23 protein-coding genes and 1 pseudogene are annotated in these 25,213 nt (G+C 67.4%); 14 read left to right on the forward strand and 10 right to left on the reverse strand.

Going from position 1 to position 25,213, the window contains the following annotated elements; all coding sequences use genetic code 11:
• The first annotated feature begins 1,770 nt into the window (after positions 1-1,770).
• Together ABZ883_RS36770 and ABZ883_RS36775 are read left to right on the forward strand one after the other, a co-directional pair.
• Positions 1,771-2,256 (forward strand): ATP-binding protein, encoded by a 486-nt coding sequence (locus ABZ883_RS36770; protein ID WP_360914298.1) that lies wholly within the window; start codon positions 1,771-1,773, stop codon positions 2,254-2,256.
• Positions 2,253-3,308, forward strand: a complete 1,056-nt coding sequence (locus ABZ883_RS36775; protein WP_360914301.1) for an aldo/keto reductase — start codon at positions 2,253-2,255, stop codon at positions 3,306-3,308. Before ABZ883_RS36770 ends, ABZ883_RS36775 begins: the two co-directional genes overlap by 4 nt.
• 828 nt (positions 3,309-4,136) lie before the next feature.
• On the opposite strand, the gene ABZ883_RS36780 is transcribed toward ABZ883_RS36775, so the two are convergent.
• From ABZ883_RS36780 to ABZ883_RS36795, 4 genes are all read right to left on the reverse strand, one after another.
• Positions 4,137-4,367, reverse strand: a complete 231-nt coding sequence (locus tag ABZ883_RS36780; RefSeq protein ID WP_360914304.1) for a hypothetical protein — start codon at positions 4,365-4,367, stop codon at positions 4,137-4,139.
• Positions 4,368-4,377: 10 nt separating this feature from the next.
• Positions 4,378-4,872 (reverse strand): hypothetical protein, encoded by a 495-nt coding sequence (locus tag ABZ883_RS36785; protein WP_360914307.1) that lies wholly within the window; start codon positions 4,870-4,872, stop codon positions 4,378-4,380.
• A gap of 398 nt (positions 4,873-5,270) precedes the next feature.
• The gene (locus tag ABZ883_RS36790; RefSeq protein WP_360914310.1) at positions 5,271-6,020 is read right to left on the reverse strand and encodes a 2'-5' RNA ligase family protein; all 750 of its coding nucleotides are present in this window, start codon (positions 6,018-6,020) and stop codon (positions 5,271-5,273) included.
• An 8-nt stretch (positions 6,021-6,028) separates the two neighbouring features.
• A complete protein-coding gene (locus tag ABZ883_RS36795; RefSeq protein ID WP_360914360.1) occupies positions 6,029-7,396 on the reverse strand; it encodes a hypothetical protein in 1,368 nt (455 codons plus the stop codon).
• Positions 7,397-7,959: 563 nt separating this feature from the next.
• Here ABZ883_RS36795 and ABZ883_RS36800 point away from each other — a divergent pair.
• Positions 7,960-8,829, forward strand: coding sequence for a helix-turn-helix transcriptional regulator (locus ABZ883_RS36800; protein ID WP_360914313.1), 870 nt, complete (start codon positions 7,960-7,962; stop codon positions 8,827-8,829).
• Positions 8,820-9,056 carry a DUF397 domain-containing protein gene (locus ABZ883_RS36805; RefSeq protein ID WP_360914363.1) on the forward strand — a complete coding sequence of 79 codons (237 nt, stop codon included), beginning with the start codon at positions 8,820-8,822 and terminating at the stop codon, positions 9,054-9,056. Before ABZ883_RS36800 ends, ABZ883_RS36805 begins: the two co-directional genes overlap by 10 nt.
• A gap of 132 nt (positions 9,057-9,188) precedes the next feature.
• Here ABZ883_RS36805 and ABZ883_RS36810 read toward each other — a convergent pair.
• A pseudogene (locus ABZ883_RS36810) lies at positions 9,189-9,302 on the reverse strand (XRE family transcriptional regulator); the annotation flags it as partial.
• 50 nt (positions 9,303-9,352) lie between these two features.
• Between ABZ883_RS36810 and ABZ883_RS36815 the strand changes: the two are divergent.
• Entirely contained in the window at positions 9,353-9,640 is a 288-nt protein-coding gene (locus ABZ883_RS36815; protein ID WP_360914316.1) for a hypothetical protein, read from the forward strand.
• A 148-nt stretch (positions 9,641-9,788) separates the two neighbouring features.
• Here the strand turns inward: ABZ883_RS36815 and ABZ883_RS36820 are convergent, their stop codons facing one another.
• The 4 genes from ABZ883_RS36820 to ABZ883_RS36835 all read right to left on the reverse strand — a co-directional run bounded on the left by ABZ883_RS36820 (position 9,789) and on the right by ABZ883_RS36835 (position 13,395).
• Positions 9,789-10,664 carry a 2-dehydropantoate 2-reductase N-terminal domain-containing protein gene (locus ABZ883_RS36820; RefSeq protein WP_360914318.1) on the reverse strand — a complete coding sequence of 292 codons (876 nt, stop codon included), beginning with the start codon at positions 10,662-10,664 and terminating at the stop codon, positions 9,789-9,791.
• A 109-nt stretch (positions 10,665-10,773) separates the two neighbouring features.
• Positions 10,774-11,463, reverse strand: coding sequence for a hypothetical protein (locus ABZ883_RS36825; RefSeq protein ID WP_360914321.1), 690 nt, complete (start codon positions 11,461-11,463; stop codon positions 10,774-10,776).
• Positions 11,464-11,544: 81 nt separating this feature from the next.
• Positions 11,545-12,378 (reverse strand): hypothetical protein, encoded by an 834-nt coding sequence (locus ABZ883_RS36830; RefSeq protein WP_360914324.1) that lies wholly within the window; start codon positions 12,376-12,378, stop codon positions 11,545-11,547.
• A 333-nt stretch (positions 12,379-12,711) separates the two neighbouring features.
• Complete coding sequence (locus ABZ883_RS36835) at positions 12,712-13,395, reverse strand: helix-turn-helix domain-containing protein (RefSeq protein WP_360914327.1); 684 nt, start codon at positions 13,393-13,395, stop codon at positions 12,712-12,714.
• A gap of 838 nt (positions 13,396-14,233) precedes the next feature.
• On the opposite strand from ABZ883_RS36835, the gene ABZ883_RS36840 reads away from it, so the two are divergent.
• On the forward strand, positions 14,234-15,643 hold the full coding sequence (locus ABZ883_RS36840) for a helix-turn-helix domain-containing protein (RefSeq protein WP_360914330.1): 1,410 nt from the start codon (positions 14,234-14,236) through the stop codon (positions 15,641-15,643).
• A 281-nt stretch (positions 15,644-15,924) separates the two neighbouring features.
• Positions 15,925-17,694 carry an acyl-CoA dehydrogenase gene (locus ABZ883_RS36845; RefSeq protein WP_360914366.1) on the forward strand — a complete coding sequence of 590 codons (1,770 nt, stop codon included), beginning with the start codon at positions 15,925-15,927 and terminating at the stop codon, positions 17,692-17,694.
• An 87-nt stretch (positions 17,695-17,781) separates the two neighbouring features.
• Here ABZ883_RS36845 and ABZ883_RS36850 read toward each other — a convergent pair whose 3' ends face one another.
• Positions 17,782-18,540 carry a helix-turn-helix domain-containing protein gene (locus ABZ883_RS36850; protein ID WP_360914333.1) on the reverse strand — a complete coding sequence of 253 codons (759 nt, stop codon included), beginning with the start codon at positions 18,538-18,540 and terminating at the stop codon, positions 17,782-17,784.
• 750 nt (positions 18,541-19,290) lie between these two features.
• Here ABZ883_RS36850 and ABZ883_RS36855 point away from each other — a divergent pair.
• The 7 genes from ABZ883_RS36855 to ABZ883_RS36885 all read left to right on the forward strand — a co-directional run bounded on the left by ABZ883_RS36855 (position 19,291) and on the right by ABZ883_RS36885 (position 24,881).
• Positions 19,291-19,530 carry a helix-turn-helix domain-containing protein gene (locus ABZ883_RS36855; RefSeq protein WP_360914336.1) on the forward strand — a complete coding sequence of 80 codons (240 nt, stop codon included), beginning with the start codon at positions 19,291-19,293 and terminating at the stop codon, positions 19,528-19,530.
• Positions 19,531-20,450: 920 nt separating this feature from the next.
• Entirely contained in the window at positions 20,451-20,819 is a 369-nt protein-coding gene (locus tag ABZ883_RS36860; RefSeq protein WP_360914339.1) for a hypothetical protein, read from the forward strand.
• Between the two features lie 331 nt (positions 20,820-21,150).
• Positions 21,151-21,531 (forward strand): SH3 domain-containing protein, encoded by a 381-nt coding sequence (locus ABZ883_RS36865; protein WP_360914342.1) that lies wholly within the window; start codon positions 21,151-21,153, stop codon positions 21,529-21,531.
• A 137-nt stretch (positions 21,532-21,668) separates the two neighbouring features.
• A complete protein-coding gene (locus ABZ883_RS36870; RefSeq protein WP_360914345.1) occupies positions 21,669-22,415 on the forward strand; it encodes an isopentenyl transferase family protein in 747 nt (248 codons plus the stop codon).
• 35 nt (positions 22,416-22,450) lie between these two features.
• Entirely contained in the window at positions 22,451-23,029 is a 579-nt protein-coding gene (locus tag ABZ883_RS36875; RefSeq protein ID WP_360914348.1) for a TIGR00730 family Rossman fold protein, read from the forward strand.
• Positions 23,023-24,204 (forward strand): MFS transporter, encoded by a 1,182-nt coding sequence (locus ABZ883_RS36880; protein WP_360914351.1) that lies wholly within the window; start codon positions 23,023-23,025, stop codon positions 24,202-24,204. Before ABZ883_RS36875 ends, ABZ883_RS36880 begins: the two co-directional genes overlap by 7 nt.
• Positions 24,201-24,881, forward strand: a complete 681-nt coding sequence (locus tag ABZ883_RS36885; protein WP_360914354.1) for an HAD-IA family hydrolase — start codon at positions 24,201-24,203, stop codon at positions 24,879-24,881. The genes ABZ883_RS36880 and ABZ883_RS36885 overlap by 4 nt, the downstream gene beginning before the upstream one ends.
• The last annotated feature ends 332 nt before the right edge of the window (positions 24,882-25,213 follow it).

Raw genomic sequence — 25,213 nt, forward strand, 5'->3', positions numbered from 1 at the left:
AAGCGTGCTCGGGGAGGGCTTCGGGCCTTGGAGCTGGGGCGGTCTGGGTCGCCTCGGCGCCTGGCGCGAAGCTGAGATGGCCGGTCGGTGATTTCGGGGCGGGTGAGGTCGACGAGCTGCCGGCCAGTTCGAAGAGGTCTACCGGCTGGCAGTCGTGCAGACTGACGACGTACCGCGCGGCAAGCGTCCACGAGATCCGCGGATCCTCGAAGCCCACAAGGTCCAGCTGGTCACCATTGGCCCCGGGCAGCGGTTCCAGGGTGGCAGGGGCGTAGACGACCCCCGCCACACCCCAGGACGGGGCGTGCCCGACGAGAGCAGCCGCGTAAGAACCACGCAGGTGAGGACACGCCTCGACGGACTCCAGCGCACACGGAACGCACACCGGGCCCGCAGTCGTCAACTCGCCCTCAGAGATCGGCTGCTCGCCGTGCGACCGCAGCACGAACAGATGCCGCTCATCGGACCTGCCGAAGGTGCTTTCACCGCACACCTGGCACAACATGTGCTGAAGAGAGCGTCGTTGACGCCGAGAGTGGATGCCCGCGAAGTTCGGGCTCCCACGACCAGGCGCGATGGGCTGGCGGACCCACAACACACCATCAAGCAGGTCAACGGCAGCATGCTCATACACGTAGCCCAAACGAGCCCCGTTCCGCCCCAACCGAACCGACAGCGCCGCAGCCTGGGGCCGCTCAGACGCCCAGGGCACAACGTAGGGAACCCGAAGTCCACCCTGATGCAGGGGCGCCGGCCTCATGCTCTGGCTCCTGCCGGCCTCGGCTGGGACAAGGACATCCCAGCCAGTGGGGGCTTGCTGTGGGGACCCGGCGAGACTGGGCTTGTGGGATGGCCAGCTGTGGTGGGTCGGCCAGCTACGCATGGAAAGGCAGCTCCGGAAACGTCCACGCTGGCATGCGGCGGCCCCACGGGTTGTGCCTTCCGTAGATGACAGGTGAGCGTGATCATCGGCTACTCCGAAGAGGGCTGTCGGCTTACTGGATCGAATCTGCTGCCTTCTAGGCTTCTCGATCACGCGCGGCACCGATACGCCAAAGCGTGGCCATCTCGTGGTCATGTCGGTAGTGAACGACAACACCGATGTCCGTCACACCTCCACTGCAAGGGGCATCGAGATGCTTATTAAGCGGCACAAAATGGGTTCCCGTTGGTGGAGTGTGACCTGCGTTGAGGGGTGGGCGAAGACTGTGGCCACTTCATGGCCACCTTTCTGGAAGCACTTGACAAGAACGGGTGAGCGGTTCCGGCCGAGGTGATATTTGCCCCCTTTTGGGGCTCTTGTGCTGGCACCTAGCGTGGCTTGCGAGACCAAACCCCCCCACAGTGCGCGGCGGGCCGTAGCCGCAAGCGATCCCAGGGAAGGCTAGGAAGGGCCTGGTATAGCTGTTTATGCCCCCAAGTGCTCGTAGCCTGGCGTCCCAAGGAACGCGAGCTTCTGCGTGCACATAGCCGACCAGTGCGATGACGATTGGGAGCACGGGGTGTGCGGTGTGCATCCGGATGGCCACCTGGGTAAGCGCCGGCCGGTGCCCGGGACGCGGGCCAAGGTGGCGCGCAACTTGGAAGCCGACCTACGGGGTCATCCGACGCCAGCCCTCTCCAGCGGCGAGGCCGAGATCGAGGCCGTGTAGATGGCCACAACGTGGCCAAGGTTTGGCGTACCGGTGCCGCGGCCCATCAGGGAGGGTTGAAGCCGGACCGACTTCCCAGTCCGTGCCACAGAGCGTCTTGGAACGCGAGGAGCCGAAGGTGCCGACAACTGCCGAACTGATCCAGGGCCAGGCCCTGGGGCAACTGGTTGACCACCATGCCTTCGCACTCGCCGCCAAGGACGAACCGCTGACGTGGGCCCGGGAGACGGTCCGCAAGCTCCTGGCAGACCGAACCGACCAGGACCGAATCGATGACACGGTCTTGGTCGCTACCGAACTGCTCACGAATGCCATCCGCCACGCGGGCGGGCCGGTGTCCTTCACCCTCGACCTTTACGAGAAGGGCGTCACCGTGGGTGTGGTGGACCGCGGACCGGACACCACAGCAATTCCGAGCTCTCTCGCCAGTTACCTGCCTGATATGAACGACGAGGAGGCGGCGGTGATCAGGGAGGAGGACCTGTCTGAGTGTGGTCGGGGCCTGTTCCTGATTTCTGCGTGCGCCGCCGGCTGGGGAGTCGAACCTGCCCGCGGCGGCAAGGTCGTGACCGCCGCGCTTTGCTTGGTGGGGAGCCTGACATGAGCGCATACGATCTGGGAGTCCGGCACTTGTGCCGTGGCATCCTCACGCATCCGCTCGGGCTCCACTGCGATGCGCCCATCGCACAGTCGGACGCAAGCGGATCGACGAGCATCAACCGGTTCCTCGACGGGCTCCAGCACGCAGTCGAGCGTGGTGCGACGTTCTTCGATACGTCCGACGCTTATGGCTGCGGGCATTCGGAACGGGTCATCGGGCGATTTCTGCGCGCGTATCCGGACCTGCCTCTTCAACTGAGCAGCAAGGTCGGGCAACTACGTGGCAGCGCGGAGCATCCGTACGCCGGCCGTCATATCCATCACCAGCTCGAGCAGACGATGGACAATCTCTACATCGAGCAGCTCGACCTGTACACCCTGGACAGCTTTGACTTCGGGCCGGGCGATCGATATCTGGGCAACGCTATCGACATGATGCGCACTCTCCGGGAGGTGGAGTCCATCAAGGCGATCGGGATGCGTGGACCATTCACCAACTACGCGGCGTCAGCCGAGGAGTGGACTGCCCAGGCAGAACGGTTCCTCTACCTGTTCCGCCTGATCAAACCGGACGTGGTCTGGACGCACTTCAACGCCTTCGCCCCGGCCGTCTCGCTTGAGGGCGACGACCTGTTCTCCTTCGCGGCCCGTCACGGCGTCGGCCTGGTCCTGGCGGCTCCGCTGGCCCACGGCGTTCTCACGGGGAAGGCGACGGCGTGGACACAGACGCGCGCAATGGTCACTTCGAGTCGGACAGCACTCATGTCTCCGCTCATGGAGCAGATCAATGAGGGCCTTCAGATCCTCCGCGATCGCTTCGGTGACGGTCCGGGCAGCTTGACGCGGCTGGCCCTTCGCTCGGCCCTGCAGCGCGGCGACCAGTGCGTGGTCGTCGCTGGCTTCAGCGATAGAGCACAGGTCGAGGAGAACTACAGCTGCCTGGGCAACCCGCTCACACCGCTAGAACTCCGCATCATCGACGAGGTATACGCCGGCCTTCGGAGCCACCTTCAGCAAGCAACCACTTGCTCCCCAATCAGGGAACTGCAGGTCTGAGCGCGAGCCATCCGGACGCCCAGTCCCATGTGACTCACATGGGACTGGGCCAGGGCCAGCATTTCTGGAGGTTCCGCGACCGCTGGCCGACAACATTCGCCACCTACCAGTCGGCACCGCAAGCGTCCTGAGGCTCACCAGCCTGCGTGGCTGCGCGACCGGGGGACCTGTGAGCGGCGTGCAGCAGAACGACAACCTGCCCGCTCGTACGGGTGGCACCGGATAGAACATATCCGTCGGGGACGGCAACAGCTGCCGGCACGGGTCGCGAAGGCTCCGGCACCGGGTGGAAGAGAGTGATGCGGTCCACTTGCGCTGCGCTGACCAGACGCCGGCCCAGCCTCGAAGGGCCAACGAGTAGGACCGACCGGGCCCCGGCCCCCCTGAGGGTGTCGATCGCGGTCAGGGGGTCATCCGGGAGTGGGCGGGGCGGCACGCTGAACACACGCCCGTGGCTGGCTGCCCGGCCCTCTTCGGGCCGTCCACCCCCAGAGATCACCAGGTCGTGTACGTGACGCTGTCTCTCGATCTCTGCGACCGCGTCCAGCGTCGGCGCGATGGTGCGCCCCGCAGCGTCCGTCTGGATCAGTAGATGGAACACAGGACGCTGGGCTGTCAGCGAGGCACGCCAGGGACCAAGTACCGTCAGCGCTTCCCGCTCCAGGACGTGGGTTTCGACGTCAACCCCCGCGTGACGCAGCCGCGCGGCTCCTCCCTCCCCGCGAGAAGTGGGGTCCATCACCGCGATCAGCACCCGGGCGATTTGAGCGTCCAGGAGTGCTTGGTGACAAGCCGGTGTGAGCCCTTCGTGGTTGGAGGGTTCCAATGTCACCACGGCTGTTCCCCCCCCCCCCCCGCAGCGTGATTGCCGGCGGCGGCGAGTGCGTTGACCTCAGCGTGCGCTGCGCCCTTGTGGAGGTGATACCCCTCGCCCACTGTGCGGCCTTCGGCGTCGAGAATCACACAGCCGACAGCTGGGTTTGGGCTGGTGCCGCCGAGTCCGCTTGCGGAAATGATGATGGCACGGCGCATTGCGGCCAGCTCCACCGATGTGGGCATTGTCCCTCCCTCAGCTCTGTGCGACCGCTTGCATCAGCTCGACCACCCCGGGGGCGTCAGGAGCGCAGCGGCGCATCGCCGTCACGGCAGCGATCGTCTCATGAAGGGTTCGCGTCGAACCTCCGCTGTGTACCAAGGCCAGCGCCTGGTGGGCCTGGTCAAGACCGGCGTCGATCTCGCCGTTGCGAGCATGGGCCGCAGCCAAGCGAGCATGTAGCAGTCCGCGGTCGCGCCGGTAGACCTCAGGCATGGCATCGAGAGCGGAGGACAGACTGACCGCGGCCCGATCCGGGCGGTTCAGGAGCAACCAGCAGTTGCCACGCTGCCCGTCGAGGTAGGCGGGGGTAGCGAAATCGCCGTGCCCGCTGCGGCCGTCGCCCGCTGTCTCGGGCCGTGCTGCGAAGGACTCCGCCTCATCTATGAGACGGTGACAGGCCACTTCCTCTCCAGCCAGAGCATAGCCGTGGGCCTCCTGCTGGAGTGCCGCAGCACGCATCCGTGCCACCCTGCGAGTGAACGTAGGGGCTCTCGGTAAGGATGTCCCAGTGTGGTCGTCCTGATCCGTGGTGAGTGCGCGCAGCGGAAGGTCCTTGCGCTTCTGAGGGCTCTGCGGTGAGGCTGGCGAACAGTAAGGCCACAGGCTCTTGGAGAAGGTGCTCCAGGATGGCGCGGGTGTCCCGTTGCGGCAGTCCCTTGAGCTGTCCAGTCATCCACCGGTCGAAGGTGCGACGGGCGACGGAGACATCCGCGAGGCGGCGGTTCCCCGTCTGGTCGGCCAGTTCGCGTGCCGCCCTGGAGAAGTGGGTGCTGAACATCTCGATCGTGGTCCAGCGCCGCTCCTGAACCATTCGACGAAACAACGTCGTTCGCACCATGTCAGCTCACCCGACCAGATTTGAGTCGTCAGTCCTGCCAGTTCGAAGCACCTTGGGGTCGCAAGCGCAAGGGAACGCTGCGCACGACGCGCCATCGGTAGGCCGGTGCCCTATCGGTGCTGCGCCTGAGCTCGACGAGTTCCACGCTGCCGATCTCCAAAGGGACCGGATCGAGGGTGCGCAAGCGAGCGACGCTCTCGACGACAGGTGCGGCGGCGCGCTCTCGATTGTTGTACTGGATGCCAAGATGGGGCCGGAAGGCAGCAGTGGGCTTGCCTCCGGGCACGCCGGCCTGACGACCGAGCTCACTAAGAGCGGCATGCAAGCGGACCAGCGGAGACCACGGTGCCAGGGTGAAGCGCACGGCCCCCAGCGACCCAGTCAGCGGATGAGCAACGAGCTGAAAGGCCTCCAGCGACAACTGTTCGGCCAGATCGCCAAGACGCTGAGCTTGGTTCTCCGAGACCAGACCTGTGCTGCCCACTCGCAGCATCGTGACGTGGAGGCCGTCCTCCGGGACAGTATCCATGCCCAGATGCCCAAGTTCGTCCTGGCACTGCTTCGTCCGCTTGAGCAATTCGGAGGCGCCGGGGAACGTCAACATCCAGTAGTAGGCCCGGTGCCCGTCGGCCCATCCTGGACGCGCCCAATGGTTCGTCATCTGCTCAACGGCGGTGAACGCCCGCCAGTCATGATCAACGAGATGCCGGGGGCTGTTGAGGTCTGAAGGCGGATGCTGCGGAAAGGTCCCCGGGTAGACGTCCAGTTCGGGCGTCACGACTCTCCTCACTGCGGCGGGGTGGGCTCCATGCCTGCACCGCTGATGATCGGTTTGGCCTGAGGGTGTGAGCGCCAGGCCCGAAGCTCCTCGGCATAGTCCCTCACATCAGGCACTGCGTGCCAGCGCCCGGCCTGCTCGTACAACTCGTTCGCCCGTTGCCACACGGACGTGATGGGCGCAGTGGTGCCTGCTTCAAGCGCACTGCGGCCCAGGGCCATGGCCTGCGCGACCTCCGGCTCCTTGTGCTGGAGGAGGGCCGTGGCCACATCCAGACGGACAAGGGCGCGGCTCCACTCGGAGTCCGACTCCTCGACCAGACCGTCGATCTGGTCCGCACACGACAAAACCTCTTCCGTGTCGTGGAGGGACAACCGAGCGGTCATGATGTTCGCCAGGGTGCGGGCCGGACTGTAGGGGGTGAATGAGATGCACGACGTGATCCCGGAGGAAAGGCCCGGCTGCCGGTCGGAAAGATCAAGCGCTGCTCCGATAGCGCGCTCCGCGCCCCTACGGTCACCGAGACGCGCCAGCGCACGCGCACGACCGTTGGCCTGGAGCCGAATGGCCTGCCCATCGCCCGGCGCCAGGTCGATGCCGGCTACCGCCGCAGACTCAGCATCTGCATAGCGACGCTGGTAGTACAGGCTCAGTGACCGCGTGCCGGCCACCCACATCTGGAGCTGCGTATCGCCGATGTGCGTGGCAAGGACCTCAGCCTCCGAACAGTACGCTTCGACGAGGGCCGGCTCGGCTCCGGCGTTGACCGCCATGTAAGCCAGAAGGCCCGCAGCACGCCCCGTCAGCCCGAACAGCTCGCTACGAATCGCCGGCAACTGCTGGCCGCCCAGTAGGGTGTGAAGCGTGCCCCTCAGCATACGAGCCTCACCGGCCAGCGTCTGGGGGCCTCGGGACTCATAGCGGTCAACGATCCCTTGTAGTTGGCCGCGGAAGTGTTCCAGTAACGCCTCGTCGATGCCAGGCCGGGTGAGGAACTGGGTCTGCGTGACCACAGCCATCGGGTCGTCAAATTCGCCCCGGGCCGATCCCTGCGGGAGCGCGGCCAGCGGCGCATTCAGACGTGCCGTGGAAGGGGACCTGGTCGTTGCCCGGTCCGCAGTGTCAGGGGTAGCGAACAACAGAGCGACGGGCTGCTGGAAGAGGTGCTCCAGGATCATCCGGGTATCGCACTGCGGCATACCCCTCAGTTCTCCCGCCATCCACCGGGCGAAGGTCCGGCGTGCAACGGAGACATCCGCGAGGCGACGGATCCCGGTCTGGCTGGCCAGTTCGCGTGCCGCTTTGGAGAAATGCGCGCTGAAAGTCTCGATCGTGGTCCAGCCGCGCTCCTGAACCATCCGGCGAAACAATGTCATCCGCACCGGGTGCACCTCCAGGTTCTGGCCGGATCATCGGTTCCCAAGGAGGGCCCGGGGCTCTACCCGAAGCCGGACTGGCACTGTCGTGTCCTGCCCCTGCTCTACGAACAGCTTGGTACAGGGGACCCCTAGGAGGTGTTCGAGAACCGCTCGAATACCCGCCTTTGGCATGTCCTCGGCCTCACCGGCCATCCACCGGTCGAAGGTACGACGGGGCACCGCAGCCCAGTGCGGCTTGGCAGAACCGGCCGTGCACGCTACGTCCCGGGCGGCCCGCCCGAAGTGAACGCAGAAAACAGCCCAGTTGTCCCAGCAACGTTCCTGTATCAGGAGAGGGAACAACGTGGTGCGGGCGGGCATCGCGGACCTTCCTGGGAGTGAAGGTGGGAGAGCGTGCATCCGGGCTACGTGAGTTAGGTCACCACACAACTATGCTCCGGCGGCTGACCTGTTGGCAAGCCACACTCTGCAACCTGCAATATTCGAGCAGCAGTCTGTCGCCGCAACGAGGGCCGTGACACACTGCACCCGACGACGCCGCGACGGGAGAGGGATCCGACGTGACTGAACCAAGGTCGGCCCCGACTGTGCTGGCCATCGTGCTCGGTCGACGGCTGGCCTCCCTGCGCGAAACAGCCGGCTTCACCGCGGCGCAGGCAGCCAAACGTCTGCGCATCGCCGCGACGACCGTCACACGGATGGAAAAAGCCGAGACCTCGTTGAAGTTCGCGACGGCCAAGACGCTCCTAGAAATCTACGGCATCGGCCAAGAAGAAATCGACGAGTTCCTCGCTCTACTCGATCAAGCGAGTACGCCCGGTTGGTGGCAGGGCTTCCGTGACGTGCTGCCTGCATGGTTCGGCGTCCACGTTTCACTAGAGTCGGCTGCAAGCCACATCCGCAACTACGAGCCGGCCGTAGTTCCCGGCCTGCTGCAGACGCCAGACTATGCGCGCGCCGTGCTGGAGCGCGGCTTGCCTCGCATATCCGCGGACGTCCTCGAGCGTCGTGTCCACTTGCGCACCACCCGCCAGGAGCTCATCACACGCTCAGATCCGTCTCCGCCTCAGTTGTGGGCGATCATCGACGAGACGGTTCTCCGTCGACCCGCGGGCGGCCCGAATATGATGAGCAAACAGATTGATCACTTGCTGGACGTAGCCGACCTTCCGAACGTAACACTGCAAATATGCCCGTTCGAGGCGGGTCTCCACCCCGGTGGATTCGGCCCGTTTACCATTTTTCGCTTTGAAATTCCAGAGCTTCCGGACGTCGTCTGCACCGACAGTCTGAGCCGCGCATCCTACGGTGAGGACAAAGAGGAAGTCGCACTCTTTCGAGAGGCCCTGGGAGAGATGAGCATGACAGCGCTTTCGAAAGAAGACACCAAGAAATTTCTTGGCGAAATTCGTAAGGAGCTATACACGTGAGTCACGTGCTGCGTGCTGCGTCAGAGTTGGGAACGGAGCAGTGGTTGAAGCCCTGGAGCGGCAGCAACGGCGGCAACTGCGTCGAGGCCAAGAAACTTGACGATGGACGGGTGGCGCTGCGCCATTCGACGGATCCGGACGGGCCCGCCCTGATCTATACCGTCCGAGAAATCACCGCCTTCATCGCTGGAGTCAAGTCCGGAGAAGCAGATTTTCTGTCTTCCTGAGGGCAGTTGTCTGTGGCAACAGAAAAGACTTCGAATAGAAAGACTGTCGGACTGGCCTCTTCGCCGGTGTAGCTGATTTTGCCGCTTACCTCAGCGGCCCGGACTGCTACACGAGGCCCTGCTCACTCCCTAGGTGCCCTTCAACTGCTTGACCAGGTAGCGCATCTGCGCAGGCGCCGACTTCGGGATGGGCCGCGTGAACGTAGCCTCCAAAGCCCTCGTGAGGCTCTCGCTGATCATCCCCATGACTATTCTCCGCTGTCCTCTGCCTCGTTCGCGACGCTTGTCTTCTTGGTGTGGTAGCCAAGGTCGAGGCTCGCACGTTCACCCTCAGCCCAGAACGGCTCTCGGTGTTCTCGCGCTTGACCACCTCCGGATTCATGTCCACCCGGGAACTGGGGGCCGCGGACTCGCCGATGCTGCCTGGCAGTACGGGGCTTATCGAACAGGCATACGGCACCCTCCGCAAGCAGCGCGACTGGGTACCGGCCAATGACATCGGCAAGCGTGAGCATGTTCGGTACATCGCCGTAGTGACGTGGCAGACCGGCCTCAACCCCTACCGCCGCCGCCACAGGCGATGAAGGGTGGCCACGTCTGCCTCCAGGACATCCCGTAGCGAGTCGGCATCCGTGGGGACGATCAGCCCGAGGTGGGCAGCGGACTGCCGGTAGGCCTTTACCGCCCCGCGGTCGCCGGCCGCGAGCAAGGTGGAGAGCACGTCACTACCGTCTATGTAACCCGACTGTCGAGAGAAAGAGGGCTGATGCAACGGGCCACCCACCCCCCATCCTGTGCAAGGCAGTTTTTCGGCAAGCAGCCAGCCAACGGGGAGCTTCGGTCCATCAAATCGCCCGCATCATCCACGTGCACTGTGGAGTCTCCGAACTTCGCGCTCACCGCCTGGCTCGCGGCCTGACCTTGAGGTAAGCAGCGGAAGACCTCAACCGCGTCGGAGCAGGCCGTAGAGACGCGCCGCGAACAGACGGTGATCAACTCGGGCACTGGGAGTCGGGTCGAAGGCCGCGCCGGAACACCATCGAACTGCTCTGCGACTTCGGTGCTGGTGTAGGGGCGGAAGTAGGAGGTGTGGCAGGCCCGCTGCACGCGGCGGGCGGCGTCCTCGTCGGTGCAGGCGATGGTGGCCGCGGCGGGCCGGCCCGTCATGATCTCGCGGGCGAGGTTTGGTCCGGACAGCACCGCGATGCGTTCCGCGCCGATCCCGGTCACCTCGGCGATGATCTGGCTGACGCGCAGGTGGCTGTGCCGCTCGATGCCCTTCATGAGCGAGACGATCACGGTGTCGGGTCCGATGAACGGTGCCCATGCGGTGAGGCTGGCCCTGATGGTCTGGGCAGGAACGGAGAGCACCAGGAGGTCTGCTCCAGCCAGCGCGGTGGCGGGTTCGGTCGTCGCGGTCAGGCTCGTGGGCAGGTCGATGTCCGGGTGGTAGCCGGGGTTGCGGTGCGCGGTGTTGATCGCTTCGGCGATCTCGTGGCGGCGGGCGTGCACGGTGACGTCGGTGCCGGCGTCCGCCATGATCTTGGCGACTGCTGTGCCCCATGACCCGGCAGAGAACACCGCGGCGCGAGCAGCGGGGTGGCGCACTCTGAGATCCTCTCGCCGACCGGACCGCCGCCCTGTGGCGAGCGGAGCCTGGACATCCTATGGGGGAAAGCGCGGGCAATCCGGGCCACGACAGGCCGCATGCGGCGTGTCAGGCGTTGAACATCCGATGCATGAGGAATGCCCACGGCGAGTCGTGGGCCGTCACCGCCGACGAGATGCGCCGACTGAAAGCGTCGTAGGCAGCGTCCTGTGCTGAATCCAAGGCCACGACCTGGCCGGTCGGTTCGTCAGGGATGCACGAGAGCAGGAGATCGTCGGGCTTGAGGTGCAGCACGTTCAGCGCACGCTCGAAGCCGTCGACGCACTTGGCCGGTGAGGACATCCCGCCGGGGCTGGACGGCGTCAGGTCCTCTGCGATGCGGCGCAGGCTGTCCATGAGCTCTGGATCGGAGTCGCGCTCCACTGCGGTCCGCAGGCGGTGGAGCAAGCCTGCCAGGGCGCTCAGGTCGTCGGGGTCAACGTGCAGGACGTAGAGCTGAACGTGCCGGTCGCCGCGGGCGCCGTTGAGCGTGTACCCGCCGCCGGCGGCATCGGGGAAGAACACCTCGCCGCGGCTGACGCGCAGGGCCAGTTCCCGCAGTGGCACGGGCAGGGCGCGGAAGACCCTCTCCCAGGCACGGTAGGCGTGTGTGACCAGCATCGGCCAGTCGAGGGCCTCGTACATCGGCGAGGGGTACAGGGCCTTGGCATCGAGTTCGAGGGAGTGGAGGAACGGGTCCTCCATCGCCATGAAGTGGGCGAGCCACACCGGGTCGGCGGGCACGAGCCTCCGAAGCACTGCGGTTCCTTTCGGTTCGGTGGATCCGTGGGGGATCGGGCCTTGAGGAGGCGTCGCAGTAACGGCGCCAGCAGTGAGGACTCAGCGGCCTGACTTCGGCCTCGACGGTAAGGAGCCCTCGGGTGCGCTCGTGAACAGGATCGTCACCAGGCGAGCGCCTGGTGCTGTGTCGAGATGTGCCGTCATGAACCGGGCCGTACCGAATCCGTGGACCGGGTGCCGCAGAGGCCAGTGTGTCTCCTGCCATCCGTTCGGCAGTTTCGGCGCGTTCAGGAGAGCCTTCTGCAGCCGCTCGTCGGACTCCAGTTCGGTCTGTAGCACCGCGAGTTGAGGGGCATACGGGCCGTGCGTGGCAGCGACCTCAAGCCGGGCGACCAGGTGAGGTGCCCAGGCGGTGTCCCAGTCGAGAAGCACCTGGTCCCGGGGCTCCGGGTCCAGGAGCAGCCATTGCCAGATGTTGGACGGCAGCTCCCCAGGGGAGAAGAAGGCCTTGAATGCCTCGTTGCAGGAGGCCAGGTCGCCGCCGTGCTTGACCACGCAAGACATGGCTGTCTGTCCGTCGACGACTTGCTGCCACAAGGGTGAGATCTCATCGCCGGGGTTCCGTATGTACGGCGGCCGCGTGTCGGGGAACAGGTCCTGGTACGCCCGGTAGTAGTCCGTTTCGCTGAAACCGAGCAAGGTGGCGACACGACGCACGTAGGCGGGCGACGGGAGGAGAGCGCCGGACTCGAATTTCTGGTAGACGCCGGCACCGCCCTCAAGGGCCTCATCCAAGTCCGCCTGACGCAGCGGCCTGCGGCTGCTGCCGGCATGCGACAGAGGTTTGAGTCCGATGTCCGATCGCGTCAGGCTCCTTCGGTATTGCCGGAAGAGGTCCTGGTACGCACGCTTGGCTGCCTTGGATGGGGACATCGAACAACCTCCCTTATCGTCAATACGCCCGAGAAGCCCGCCCCATGGAACGGCCGTGCGGGCTGGCGGCATGGGATGAGTTCCTGCCAGTGGGGCGCAGGCTCTGATCAAACCACGCACCTGGCCTGTTTGGTGAGAGGGAACCAGAATCACGTCCGATTGGTGCGGCAATGCGCCGTCGAAATCCGGCAGAGGACCCGTTCGCCGCGTCAGCGTGTTGCTGCCGGTGCGGCGGCGCCAGGTCATGCCGTCACCGGGCTGCGGGTTTGCGGAGGTCTGACGCGTGCCTGCGGTCACGGTCACGCGCCAGACCGGCCCGGGTCGACGGCTAGGTCACTTTGCCTGCCCGGCTTCATATGCCTGGACCAGTCCGAGGGAAGCGGCTTTCACCAGTCGTGCGCCGCGGTCGACCGCGAGGTCGAGATGGCTCATCGTCTCCGGCGTAGCGACTCCTCGGGTCAGGGTCTGGAACATGATCGCGGCCTCGCCCTCCAGGACGCCCGGGGTCCGTTCGTTGCGGAGCATGAGGTCGATGCCGGTGAAGGTGGCGACCCAGACGCGGCTGGTGTGCTCGTAGTGCACGCCGGGGAGTAGTTCTCCCAGTTCGTCGGCCTGCCTGAAGAGGTCGGCCACCATCGGGATGTAGCCCTTCCACAGGGCTCCGAAGAACTCGTGGTCCTGCTCGGTGGCCAGCCGTGCGGCTGCGCGTACTTCGAACTCGCGGGGTGTGCGGTAGGCCAGAACCATGCCGGCGTCGATGATGTCCTGAAGCCGGGGGACCTGTCCTACGACGGACTCCTGCTCGAACCCGGCCTCCACCACCGCGGCGGCGATCGCAGCCTTGGAGGGGAAGTGGTGGTACAGGGCGCCCTTTTTCACGTCTGCTTGGTCCTGGATGTCGCGGATCGAGGTCTTGTCGTACCCCCGGTCGGCAAACAACTGGGCCGCACCGCGGATGATCCGCTTGCGCGTTGCGATGCCGCGCGGCTGCGGTCCACGCCGTTCTATCACCTGCATGCTCTTCCTCCTGCTGCTGTGCTGTGCGTTGCGACCGGGCCGCGACCCGAAGTGCACCACGGACTCGGACTGGACCATCGTGGATCTCGGCCCGGTCGCTCACGCCCACGATGACTGCACCGGGCGAACTCGACGCGGTGGCGCGGGAGTCGATCGGTTGCTCGCCATTATCCGAACTGACGGTGTGCACACCACATCAACATTGCAAATCCGAGCCCTCCCGTGAATCATGATCCCGATCAAACCACGCAGCTGGTTGTTTTACGAGCGTGGAAAGGTTCCGACTTCATGTGACGGGGGTCACCATGGCGTCAACGTCTCGGGCTGGCCCGACGGTTACCTCGGCGCTGCCCTCGACTCCTGATCCACCCAACCCGGTCGACGCCATGAGCACCGGCCATTTCGATCAGTACCGAACCGAGGCATCCAACCGGCTGACCAGCACGAACTGGGGCGTGGGATGGTGCGCCTCCCACCATCCGGTCCTGGAGACCGCTGCAGTCGGCTCGGCCATGCTGGGCACCTCGAAGCTCGGCAGTTGCACGTCCGGTCGGATTCACCGTACCGACCGGACAGTCGCCCACATCAGCTGGCGCCCGCAGCGCGCACTTCCTGTAGCAGCCGACCTGCGCACCGCTTCCGGGGCGCCTGCTGCTACGGCACTGACCGGTCCTACGCCGTCCCAGGCCGCCGCACCAGCCGCTTGTCACATGTCAGGGGTGTGCGCCTGACCGATCACTGAGCCGCTGCAGAGCTACCCCCTTGGTCGTTCAGGCCCGTAGCGATCGATGCGACGCCACGGGTTCATGCCGTGCTACCCAGAAACGGATCATGCCGCGTGTCGATCGCCCCCACCGCCGACCGCGCTGACCAGCCCTCCATTGCACCGGCCGTACTGCCGGTGGCAAATGGCGATCAGTGGCTGTCCACGACCTCGGGGCGTATCGCGCCCGACGCGTACTCCTGGATGCAGGCCGTGTGCTGGGCCCATATCGCTTCCATATACCGCACCGCACGCGGTCACGGTCCTCAGCGCATCGGGAAGACGACCCTGCGAGTCGCTGCCGAACTTGGGCGTCTGTCCCCGTGCCGCCCGAGCGTGGATTACTTGGCGGGCGCCCTTGATGTGTCACCCCGGACTGTCCAGTACCACCTTGGCATCCTGCGCGAGTCCGGCCTCCTCGCCTACCGGACCAAGGGCACACGCGTCGCCGGAGCAGGCGGTCGGGCCTCGGAGTTCGTCTGGACGATCCCGAGGGCTTTCGACACCGCCCTCGGTCTGATCACCCGGCCCAGCGACCGCTACATCCGGGCTTTGACCGGGATAGCCGACCGCGGCCGCGCGCTGATGCGCCGGCTGTCGAGGATGGCGCGCAACCTGACCCGACGCGGGCGCCGACGTCGCTCCGCCCGCCGGCCTGCGGTCCTGTCCTCGGCAGCGTCGCCTTGCACCCCAATGCAGGGTGGTTCAGATCCTCTTGAAACTGCGGGTACTACCTCCCTTCCCCCTGAGAAGGGACGCCTGCGGGGGAGAAAGACTTCACGAGCACCCCGCAGGGCTGGCAGGCGGGGTTCCCTCAACAAGGTCGGCCGCCGCTACCAGCTGGCCCGCGAGCTCATTGCCCGTGTCGCCTGGCTGCGTGGCAGCTCGGTAGCGCGGATCGCCTGGGTGGTCCGTTCCGTGGCGGATGCTGGCTGGAGCGCGGATGAGGTGTGCGCCTGGCTCCTTCTGCGGGGCGAGCCCAACCGGGTCCACCGGCCCTCCGGCCTGCTGGCGACCCTGCTGGACGGGGCCGTATCCATCCTCGACACCCCGAGCAAACGCGCCCGGGCCGTGAAACGGTGGCACGCCGCTCTCGAGGCCGCCCGACGGCACGCCATCGTGCGGGTGCGGGGCCGCGGTGAACGGTTCGACGGGGACTGGCAGATGCCCAGCAGTCTCGCCGTCCGTCGTACGGTCGCCCTGGCGGTCAGGGAAAGTGCTGCCGCGGCCGCCGGCGGGGGAGAGGAGCTGCCTGCTCTTGCCGGCCCGCAGGATCTGACCAGCGAGGAATCGCAGTCGATGCGGCGCGCGGCATGGGCGGCTTTCCTGGCTGGCGACGGCTCCCTGGTCACCTCTGCCGTTCAGATCCTCGGTCGGCCGGCCGCCGAGGCCGTGTACGGACCTGCGCTCGTTCACCGGACCTTGCAGGTCTCTCGGGCGACGTCGCTCACGACGGTCGGGCGGGGAACGAGCAGGGCCCGATGACGTGGGCGGCCGGGGGGAGGGGGTGGGTGCGGCGGCGCCTCCACCGCACGGTAGGATCGCTGACCCGGTATCACGGGTTTCCCCGGCGTCGGTTGGGACACAAGTCGCGTACGCCACAGGCGTGTTGCGCATCAGCGCATATTCCGCGGGTAGATACCGCCATTCCGGCGGCGCCAATCGTGGCGATCATCATGTCGGTCAGGTCTGATCGTTTTGAGTCATCTCCGATAGCGTTCCGGAGCGTGAATCTCCAACTCTTGCCTGATCAGAGCACGTCGTCCATCGCAGCGCTCACCCAGTCACTGTTCGGCGACCGGTTCACCCAGGACCACGAGGGCTGGCGCGAACTGTTCAGTACCGACGCGTTCCGCTTCCAGGAGGGCCTCCTTCCCGACGAACGCATCGCACTCTCCTACGCCCGGCTCCGGCGGATCAATGCAGCCGTCACGGACCCGGAGACCTTCGTCCAGGACGTCGAGCGCTTGGCTGCCCTGCACGAGTGGGCCGGACCGGCCGACGCGGGAATGGCCACGATCGCTTCCATCCACTACAACCTCTTCCTCGGCAGCCTGGTCGACCACGACAACGATCGCGATCTGCGCTCCTTCACCGACATGCGCCGGATCGGCACCTTCTTGTGTACCGAGGCCGGCCACGGCAACAGCGCCTCACAAATGGAGACCACCGCCACCTACGATCCGGCGACCCGCTCCTTCACCCTGCACACCCCCTGCCCGGCCGCCCGTAAATGGATGCCGAACACCAGCTCCGCCGGCGGCAGCAAGGCAGCCGTCGTCGCGGCCCGCCTCATCACCGGCGAAGGCACCGACCGAGGCATCTTCTTGTTCCTGGTGCCGCTGAGCGAAGCCACCGGCCGTCCACTGCCCGGCATCCACATCGAGCGGCTGCCGCAGACGGCGACCAGCCCTGTGGACCACTGCGCCACCACCTTCGACAACGTCTGGCTCCCCTACGAAGCGCTCCTGCAGAGCGACCACGGACGACTCACGCCAGAGGGCGAGTTCACCAGCTCCATCGGCAGCCCCCGCAAACGGTTCCTCACCTCCGTCGGACGCGTCACCACCGGCAAACTGTGCATGTCCGCCTACAGCCTCGGCACGATGCGCCACGCCGTCACCGTCGCCGTCCGGCACGCCCACAACCGGCAGACCTCCGGAGCCACCGGCGGCAACACCGTCCCGCTGTTCGCGCACCGCAGCCACCACGCGCCACTGCTCGACGCCCTCGCCACCACCTACGCCGCCAACTTCCTGCACCGCACCGCCCTGCGCACCTGGGCCCAGGCAAACACCACAGAGCAGCGCGAGGACGGCGAACGGCTCACCGCCATCGCCAAGGGCTGGATCACCTGGAAGGCCCGGGAGGTCATGACCGAGTGCCGGGAACGGTGCGGCGCCCAAGGCCTCCTGCTGTCCAACGGCATCGCCTTCCAGCTGGCCGCCAACGAAGGGACGATCACCGCAGAAGGCGACAACCTTGTCATCTGGACCAAGGCGGCCGGTGAACTCCTTCTCGGGCACTTCACACCGGAACAGCCCAGCACGACGCCCCCCGCGGACCGCGACCTGGCAGACCCCGGCTTCCTCCAGGACCTCCTCGCAGACCTCGCCCGGATCTGGCACAGCCGGGCCCGCACCCGCCTGCGCAGCGGCGCCGCCGGCGGTCCCCTCAACCGCTGGAACCGCACCGTCAGCTCAGCCCTGCAGCTCGTCGACGCCTACGCCCACCACACGGCCGCGGCGGCGCTCCGCGACGCTGCCCAGAACGCCACCCACCCCGACGCCGACTACCTCCTCCACCACCTGCACCGGCTGTTCGCGCTCCGCCGGATAGCCGCCTTCAGCGGCGACCTGCTCGCAGACGGCCGCCTGACCGCGGACCAGGTCCAAGACCTTCCCGATGCGATCGAAAACGCCATCGAGGACCTCGCGCCGCACGCGATGACCCTCGCGGCCGGATTCGCGGTGTCCGAGGACGCACTGCTCGACCACCCCATCACCACCCAGGGAAGCGGCCTGCTCCCCGTCTGACCTGCTGCCTGGCGCTCCCGGACGCCAGGACACAGATCAGCCCGCCACGGATTCCGTGGCGGGCTGATGGCGTTGCAGCAGCCGGTCTCATCCTGCGTTGCGGTTCGCGGTCCGGGTCAGGTAGCCGCTGATGACGCCCGCGGTGTCCATTACGGAGTACACGTGCGTCTCTCGCCCGCCGGGCGACAGGACCGCGACGGAACCCACGACTGTCGTACTCCGCCACAACGGCGCCGCGGTGCTGTGCCAGCCCGGCAGCGGGGACCTCTCACTGGCGAAGCCCTGCCTGCGGATCTCCCGCAACATCGGGTCGCCGAGCTCGTCCAGGCACGCGCGGATGACCAAGCCGGATGCATCCGGATCGGTGTCCAGCGCCGCCCCCCACAGCATGTCCCGCCGCCCCACCGGCGTGACCAGCAGATCCCTTCCGTGCCCGCCGAGCAGCCGCCGCGTGCACAGCCGCATCATCGGCATCCCGACCAGCGAATGGAGCAGCACGATCTGACCCGTGCGGGCCTGCAGTGACGACAGCGCGGCGCGAACCGCCGGGGGTGTCCTGCCCGGGACCCGCAGAGGAAGTTCCTCCAGAGCCCCCAGAGCGCCGGACGGCGCCGCATCGGCGCACGCCACGTAATGCCCCTTGGGCTCCTCGCACTTGCGGACCCTGCCCTCACGCACCAGGGCCTGCAGATACCGGTGCGTCGTCGACACCGGAAGCCCCGCGCAGGCGGCGACGTCGATCGGGCCGTGCGACCCAGGCCGCCGCACCGCGTTCAGGACAGCCATCGTGCGAGATACGGCACTGCCACGCTCCGACGTCGGAGCCGCAGCAAGGGTTGTGACCACCAGGAGACCCCCTTTATCAACCTGTGGGCAGGAAAGATCAGTCTGTCCAGATGCTCCGCACCGGTACTGTTCACCGCGGAGCGCCCAGCGCCCCGGCCGCGCGCGGGCAGGGCGGTCACGCAGGCCGGCTCAGCGTCAGGGACCCCGTCCGCATGCAGCCAGCAACACCGCAAGCCAACCAGTTGCGTGGTTTGGTGATCTCATCATTCACGGCAGGCGCAGGAAAAACAATGTTGATCTGCTGTGCACACCTCAAGTTCGGACCCCGCCGTTCCGGAAGGCATGCCCCAATGCCTCGCCCGGTCAAGCCTCATGCCGGTGACCGGAACCGAGACGCTCACCGTTCCGGCAGGTGAGAAACCTGACCCCGAGACCGCCGCCACAGTGGCGGCACACGCCCGTCGACCTGTACGTATGAAGTGCCTCCGATCGCCCGGCTCGCATCTCCGGGCGGCCTGCCGGCGTCGTTGCCGACCCCCGACGACGCCCACGGCCGGGTGGGGCGCCGTCTCACCCCCGTCGACGACGCCCCACCCCACATCCGCGGACGCCACGAAGAATCCCGCCCGTTCAGCTTCCACTCAGTGAAATACACCCGCATGTGAGCCCGTTCACCTTCGCTCACGGCGACCGTGGCTGCACTGCACGGAGGAGGCGCACGGAGGAGGCGCACGGATCGCCGCCAACCAGCGGGGATCCGTCACCCGGCTTTGCTGTTTCCCCTGCTAAGCGCCGAAGCCATGCGGGAAGATGATTTTCTGGACAGAGCGAAGGAGAACAGCGATGGTAGAGAAGCGCACGAAGGTCACCGGAGCCGAGCGCGTCAAGCTCGCAACTGAGTTGAGCGCGGCATACCACGGTGGCGCCTCGATCCGGACGCTGGCCGAGAGCACCGGCCGCTCCTACGGCTTCGTCCACCGTCTCCTCACCGAGTCCGGTGTCACGCTACGCACTCGGGGCGGTGCCCCCCGCGCGAAGCGCGCAGCGTAAGAATCCCGCCCGGCGTGATGCTTGGGGGCCAGCGCCGCTTTCTGCCGTGGTGTGTCGTCAGACAGATGAAGCGGAACCCCCCGAGCCATCGGCACACCGGCCGCGCTCTCGTCAGCGAGGGCGTCGGTTCCATCACGCCACGCTTGGCACCGTCGCAACCGCACCCTCCAAAGACCTGGCCGCCTCGCCGGTCTCGGTAACAGCTCAGCACAAGCAGACCCGTCCAGGACAGCGCGGCCCTGCCCCAGTCGGTTGCCCGCAACGGCCGGCCAAACTCGACCTCGGCAGGGCACTCGCGCCACCACGCCGGCCCGGCCAAGGCCCAGCCGAAGACCGCCCACCGAGCCCTGAAGCCAGCGCCTTCCCGCTGATGTAGCCCCAGGCCGGTCCCGTGTGCCCTCACCCTGACGCTCACGGCTCACCCGCCATGCCCGTGTAGACCATGGAACCGTTCGCGCCAGGCCGCGCAAGGGACATCCGGGGCTGTCGGGGAGGCTGAGCACCGGTCAACGGCACTCGGGGCGACCGTGCCGCCAGGCTTTGGCTCCCTCACCGATTCTGCGGCCAGCCACTGCTGCCGCCAGGACGGTAGCGGCACCGCCGGGGGACGTAAGCACCGCACCCACCGCACAGCGGTACCCGCTGCGCGCTCTGCCAGACACCGCAACTGTCACGTGCGGAAATGCGGCCGCCATTCCGCTGAGTGAAAGCAACACCTTCAGGATTCCACTGGGTGAGAAAACTAGGCGCCGGAAGGCTTTCGTGATTGCCACTTCCGCGGTCAACAGGATCGAGTAGAGCCCGAGCGATGCCGCGTCCATGACGCCGTCGCTGCGTGCCTTGCCAAACGCTCTCGCCCGATCGCGGTTTCGAACGGCCCGAAGCACTGCACTCTTTCGCCTGATGAACAGGACCTGCACATGAAGATTGCACGGAATGTGGCTGCCGTCGCCGGAGCTTCCTTTGCTCTCGCGCTCGTCCTCGGGACGGGCACGGCCCAGGCCAGCAGCACCCACACCTACAGCCGCGGCATCGTCAAGTTCACCAGCGCCACCGACACGATCTACATCAAGGACACCAAGAACGACGGCTTCGGCCTCACGGTGTGGGTCTGGGACCAGACCGCCGACATCTCCTACCTTGCCGAATGCGGCATCAGCGGATACGGCAAGTCCATCAGCTGCAAGCACCCCAACTACGTCGAGAAGCACACCCTGCGCTTCGACGTGTACGGCTACGGCCCGAATTTCAAGGTCATCAACATCGGCCACTTCACCGACAAGCCGTAATCACCGGCCGCCCGCGCCTCTATTCGCCGGGCCCCGCTCGCCTCATTTCCTCGTGCCGTCTTTCCATGTGGGGGAGTTCCCGCGACCGCACTGCCGGTACCTGCGCCGCTCGCCCAGGCAGCTCGGCTGGCCACGCCCGGAGCCGTCACCGGGGCCTTTGGCTGGCTGGTCGCGACGGTCAACGTCGGCCTCGCTGCCGGCACCGGCCTCGGCGGCGGGATCGACCACGGCTACCAGCTGTGCGCGCTCGCGGCCGCGGCCGCCGCTCTGATCCTTCTCGCCCACCCCATCACCACATCCGTCCCTTCACGACACCACAGGGAGACCTGACATGCGCCTCCGCACCACGACCGCCACGCTCGCCGCGGCCTCGGCCCTCCTCGTCGGCGCCGGCATCGCGCTGGCCCCGACCGCGTCGGCCGCCGTCGGCTCCAGCGCCTGCACCGTCAACATCCGCGACCAGGACGTCTGGCCGTACACCGATGGCCTTCGGCTGCGGACCGGCCCGGGCACCACCTACAGCGCTCTCGGGCTGCTGTACCAGAAGGACCGGCTCACCGCCCGCTGCACGAAGGGCTCCTGGTACTACGTCTCCACCGACACCAAGACCCGCACCGGCCTCAAGGCCGGCACCTACGGCTGGGTCAGCGCCGCCTACCTCGACACCCAGACGTGCCTGCCGGAGAACACCGCCTGCCCGTACAACCGGTGACCTGATCCCGGCACCCCCGTGAGCCGGGGCCGCCGGCCCGGACGACCTGACCGGGCCGGGCCGGCGGCCCCATCGGCTCCCACGCCTTCCTCGATCCCGCGCCCCCCGCCGCGGGCCCCCAGCAGGAGAGATGACCAATGACCTCGCTTCACCTTGTGGTCGGCGTCACCAGCGCAGGAAAGACGGCACGCTCCGTCGAACTCGCCCGCCACCACGGCAGCCCGGTCCTGGCCCTGGACCGCGTGCAGTGCCATACGCAGCTCACCGTCGGCTCCGGCCGCCCCACCCCGGGCGAACTCCAAGGCACACAGCGGATCTACCCCATCCAGCGACCCGTGCAAGCCGGGGCGATCTCCGCCGCCGAGGCCGTCGACCGCACGGTGCACCACCGCAAGGCTCTGCACGACGCCGGAGTCGGCGCTGTGGTGCTGGAGGGCGGATCGATCTCGATCCTGCGCGAACTCGTGACCCGCCACGACTGGTGCGAAGCCGCGGCGGCCGTGCACGTCGAGTGCTGGCTGGAAGGCAGCGCCATCGGCCACGCGCAGCAGATCGCGGACCGGGTGGAACGCATGCTCGGCTACGGCACGCCGCCAGGCGAGCGCACCCTCGTCGACGAACTCGCCGACCTGTGGCCGGACCCCGAGGCCCGCACACCGCTGCGCGAAGTGATCGGCTACCGCGAACTGATCGACCTGTGCACCTGCGAAGGTCTCGACCCGGGCCAGCTGCGCGGACAGGCCGCACGCATGCGCCGCGCGACCTTCGCCGAGGCAGTCACCGAGGCCCACCTGGACTACGCCCACCAGCAGCGCCTGGCCCTGGCCGCCGCGCTGCCCGCGCTGGCCGACCGGGGATGCGAGGTCACCCTGTGCGAGAACTGACAGATTCCGCCCGCACCCCGGCCGCCGATCCGTCCGTGACGCAGCGTCCGCTACGGATCACCGTGTTCTGCGGTTCGTCCCCAGGCCAGGACCCCGCCTTCGGACGAGCCGCCCGCACCACCGGTGCCCTGCTGGCCGCCGCCGGAGTCGAGATCGTCTACGGCGGCGCCCGGATCGGCCTGATGGGCGCCCTCGCCGAAGCGGCGCTGGCCGCCGGTGGCCAGGTCACCGGCGTCATCCCCCGCAGCCTCAACCAGCCCGACGTCGTACACCCCGCACTGACCCGCCTGGAAGTCGTCGCGACCATGACGACCCGCAAAGCCGTGATGCGCGACCTCGCCGACGCCTTCCTGATCCTGCCCGGAGGACTGGGCACCCTCGAGGAACTCGCCGAGATGTGGTCCGGCGCCCAACTCGCACTGCACCACACGCCGATCGCCGTCGCGAACATCAACGGGTTCTTCGACCCGCTCCTGCACTTCCTGACCAGCGCCCAGCGGGCCGGATTCCTCAGCGCCACCGACCGCGACCTGATCACCGTCGACACCGACCCCGCCCGCCTGACCACCACCGTCCTCCACCAGCTCACCACAGCGGAGTTGACCTCATGGTGACCGCCCTCGCCCCCGCGGCCGCCGTCGCGGAACCCGCATCGCCCCCGGTGACGGCACGACGACTCCTCACCAGCTACTACGTCGGCCTCGGCGCACTCATGGCGGTCTGGGGCACACGGATGCCCGCCGTCCAGGCCGCCGCGCACCTCACACCCGGGCTGCTGTCCCTGGTACTCCTGGCCTCCGCCGCCGGCATCGTGGTCGGCCTCTACCTCGGCGGCCGCATAGCCCACCGCCACGGCCCGGCCCGGCTGCTGACCGCCCCGGCCATCGCGCTCTGCACGGCGCTGGCCGCCCTCGGAGCCTGCCGCACCCTGACCACGCTGATCGCCGCCGCAGCCTGCTTCGGAATCGCACACGGGCTCCTGGACGTCGGAGCCAACGTGGCAGCAGTCCGCTGCCAGGATGCCTACGGCCGCAGCATCCTGTCCGGGATCCACGCCGGTTTCTCGCTCGGCGCCCTCGGCGGGGCCGCCGCAGCGGCCGCCACCGCCCACACCTCGCACCGCACGGTCTTCCTGATCGCCGGACTCGCGGCCACCGCCGGCATCCTGCTCGCCATCCCGGCCACCCGCAGCATCACCCGCCTCACACCGGCACCCGGCACCGGTCACCAACCCGCGACCCAGCAAGGCGCACCCCACGCCCGGCTGTGGCTGCTCGGTGCGCTCGCCGCAGCCTGCCTGCTGGGGGAAGGCGCAGCAGCGGACTGGTCCGCGGTCCACCTCCACGACCTGGGCGCCACCGCCGCGGTCTCCGCCTCCGCCTACGCCGTCTACAGCGCCGCCATGGCCGCCGGACGCCTGGCCGGGGACCGGCTCATCGCCCGCTACGGCGCACCGATCCTCGTTCGCACGGGTGCGACACTGGCCACCGCAGGCCTCGCCGCCGGGCTGCTCGCGGACGCCGCACCCGCAGCCCTCGCCGGATGGGCAGCCCTGGGACTGGGCCTGTCGGCCACGGTGCCCGCTCTGATCACCGCCGCCGGCCGGCACGACCCGCGCGCCGTCGCCGCAGTCACCACCACTGGCTACCTCGGCCTCCTGGCCGGCCCGGCCGTCATCGGCGCACTCGCCTCCCTGACCGGCAGCCTCCCGGCTGCGCTGGCCCTTCCTGTCCTGCTCGCGGCCGTTGTCGCCGCCGCCTCCCGAACCGCGCTGGAGACCCCCCGATGACCCTCCGTCCCCCCGCCACCCGATACGACGCCGTGATCCTCGACTACAACGGCGTCATAGGCTTGCAACCCAAGACCTCCGACTGGGAACGGCTCGCCACCCTGGCCGGCTGGCCCCTCGACCGCATTGCCGCCTTCCAGGACGCCTTCTGGAATCGGCGCCCCGGGTACGACAGCGGCGCCTTCACCAACACGGAATTCTGGTCCTCGGGCTTGCTGTTGCGCACCGATCGCCCCCTGATGGACCTGCTGCCCGAGCTCATCGAGGCCGACATGGCCATGTGGACGACCGTCGACCCCGCCGTGATCCACCTGCTGCGCGCCGCCCACCGCGCCGGCACCAAGTTCGTCCTGCTGAGCAATGCTCCAGCGGCTCTCTCCGAGGCTCTCGACATGACCGAGTGGTCGTGCAGCCTGATGGCGAGCAGTGTCTACAGCTGTGGCATCGGCATCAACAAGCCCGCGAAGCAGGCGTACGAGGCAGCCCTCGCGGCCGCAGGATGGCCGGACCCCGAGCGGGTGCTGTTCGTCGACGACCGGGCCGAGAACACCGCGGCGGCAGGCCGACTGGGCATGAACACCCTGCACTACACCGGGAACCTCGGCGCGCTCGCCGCCCACCTCCCGCAGTTGTACCCGGCCCCGGCGGTCCAGCAGGTCGGCGCGGCAGTGGCTTGAATACCGGTCACCGCCAGGCACTGAGCGCGGCCAGGGCCCAGACCTGGCCGCGCTCAGTGCATCACCCGTGGTGTCGGACTACCGGGACGCCTACCAACACCACGGGGTCTGCCGGCCGACGTTCAGCGCGCCGGGTCGACATCAGGGGTACTGGGGAGCTCGCCGAGAGTGCCGCACGATCGGAGGCATCTAGACCCGTACTTCGCGGGTCGTTGATTCGTATGGTGTGACCGGTCTGGGAGTGTCCTGGGCCGGTCGTATGGCGTTGGTCGGGGTGTGTCGATGATTTCCCGGTCCCCGCGGCCACGGTCTGAGCGTCAGCGCCTTGAAGT

The sequence above is a fragment of the Streptomyces sp. NPDC046977 genome (assembly GCF_040644455.1).
Lineage (GTDB): Bacteria > Actinomycetota > Actinomycetes > Streptomycetales > Streptomycetaceae > Actinacidiphila.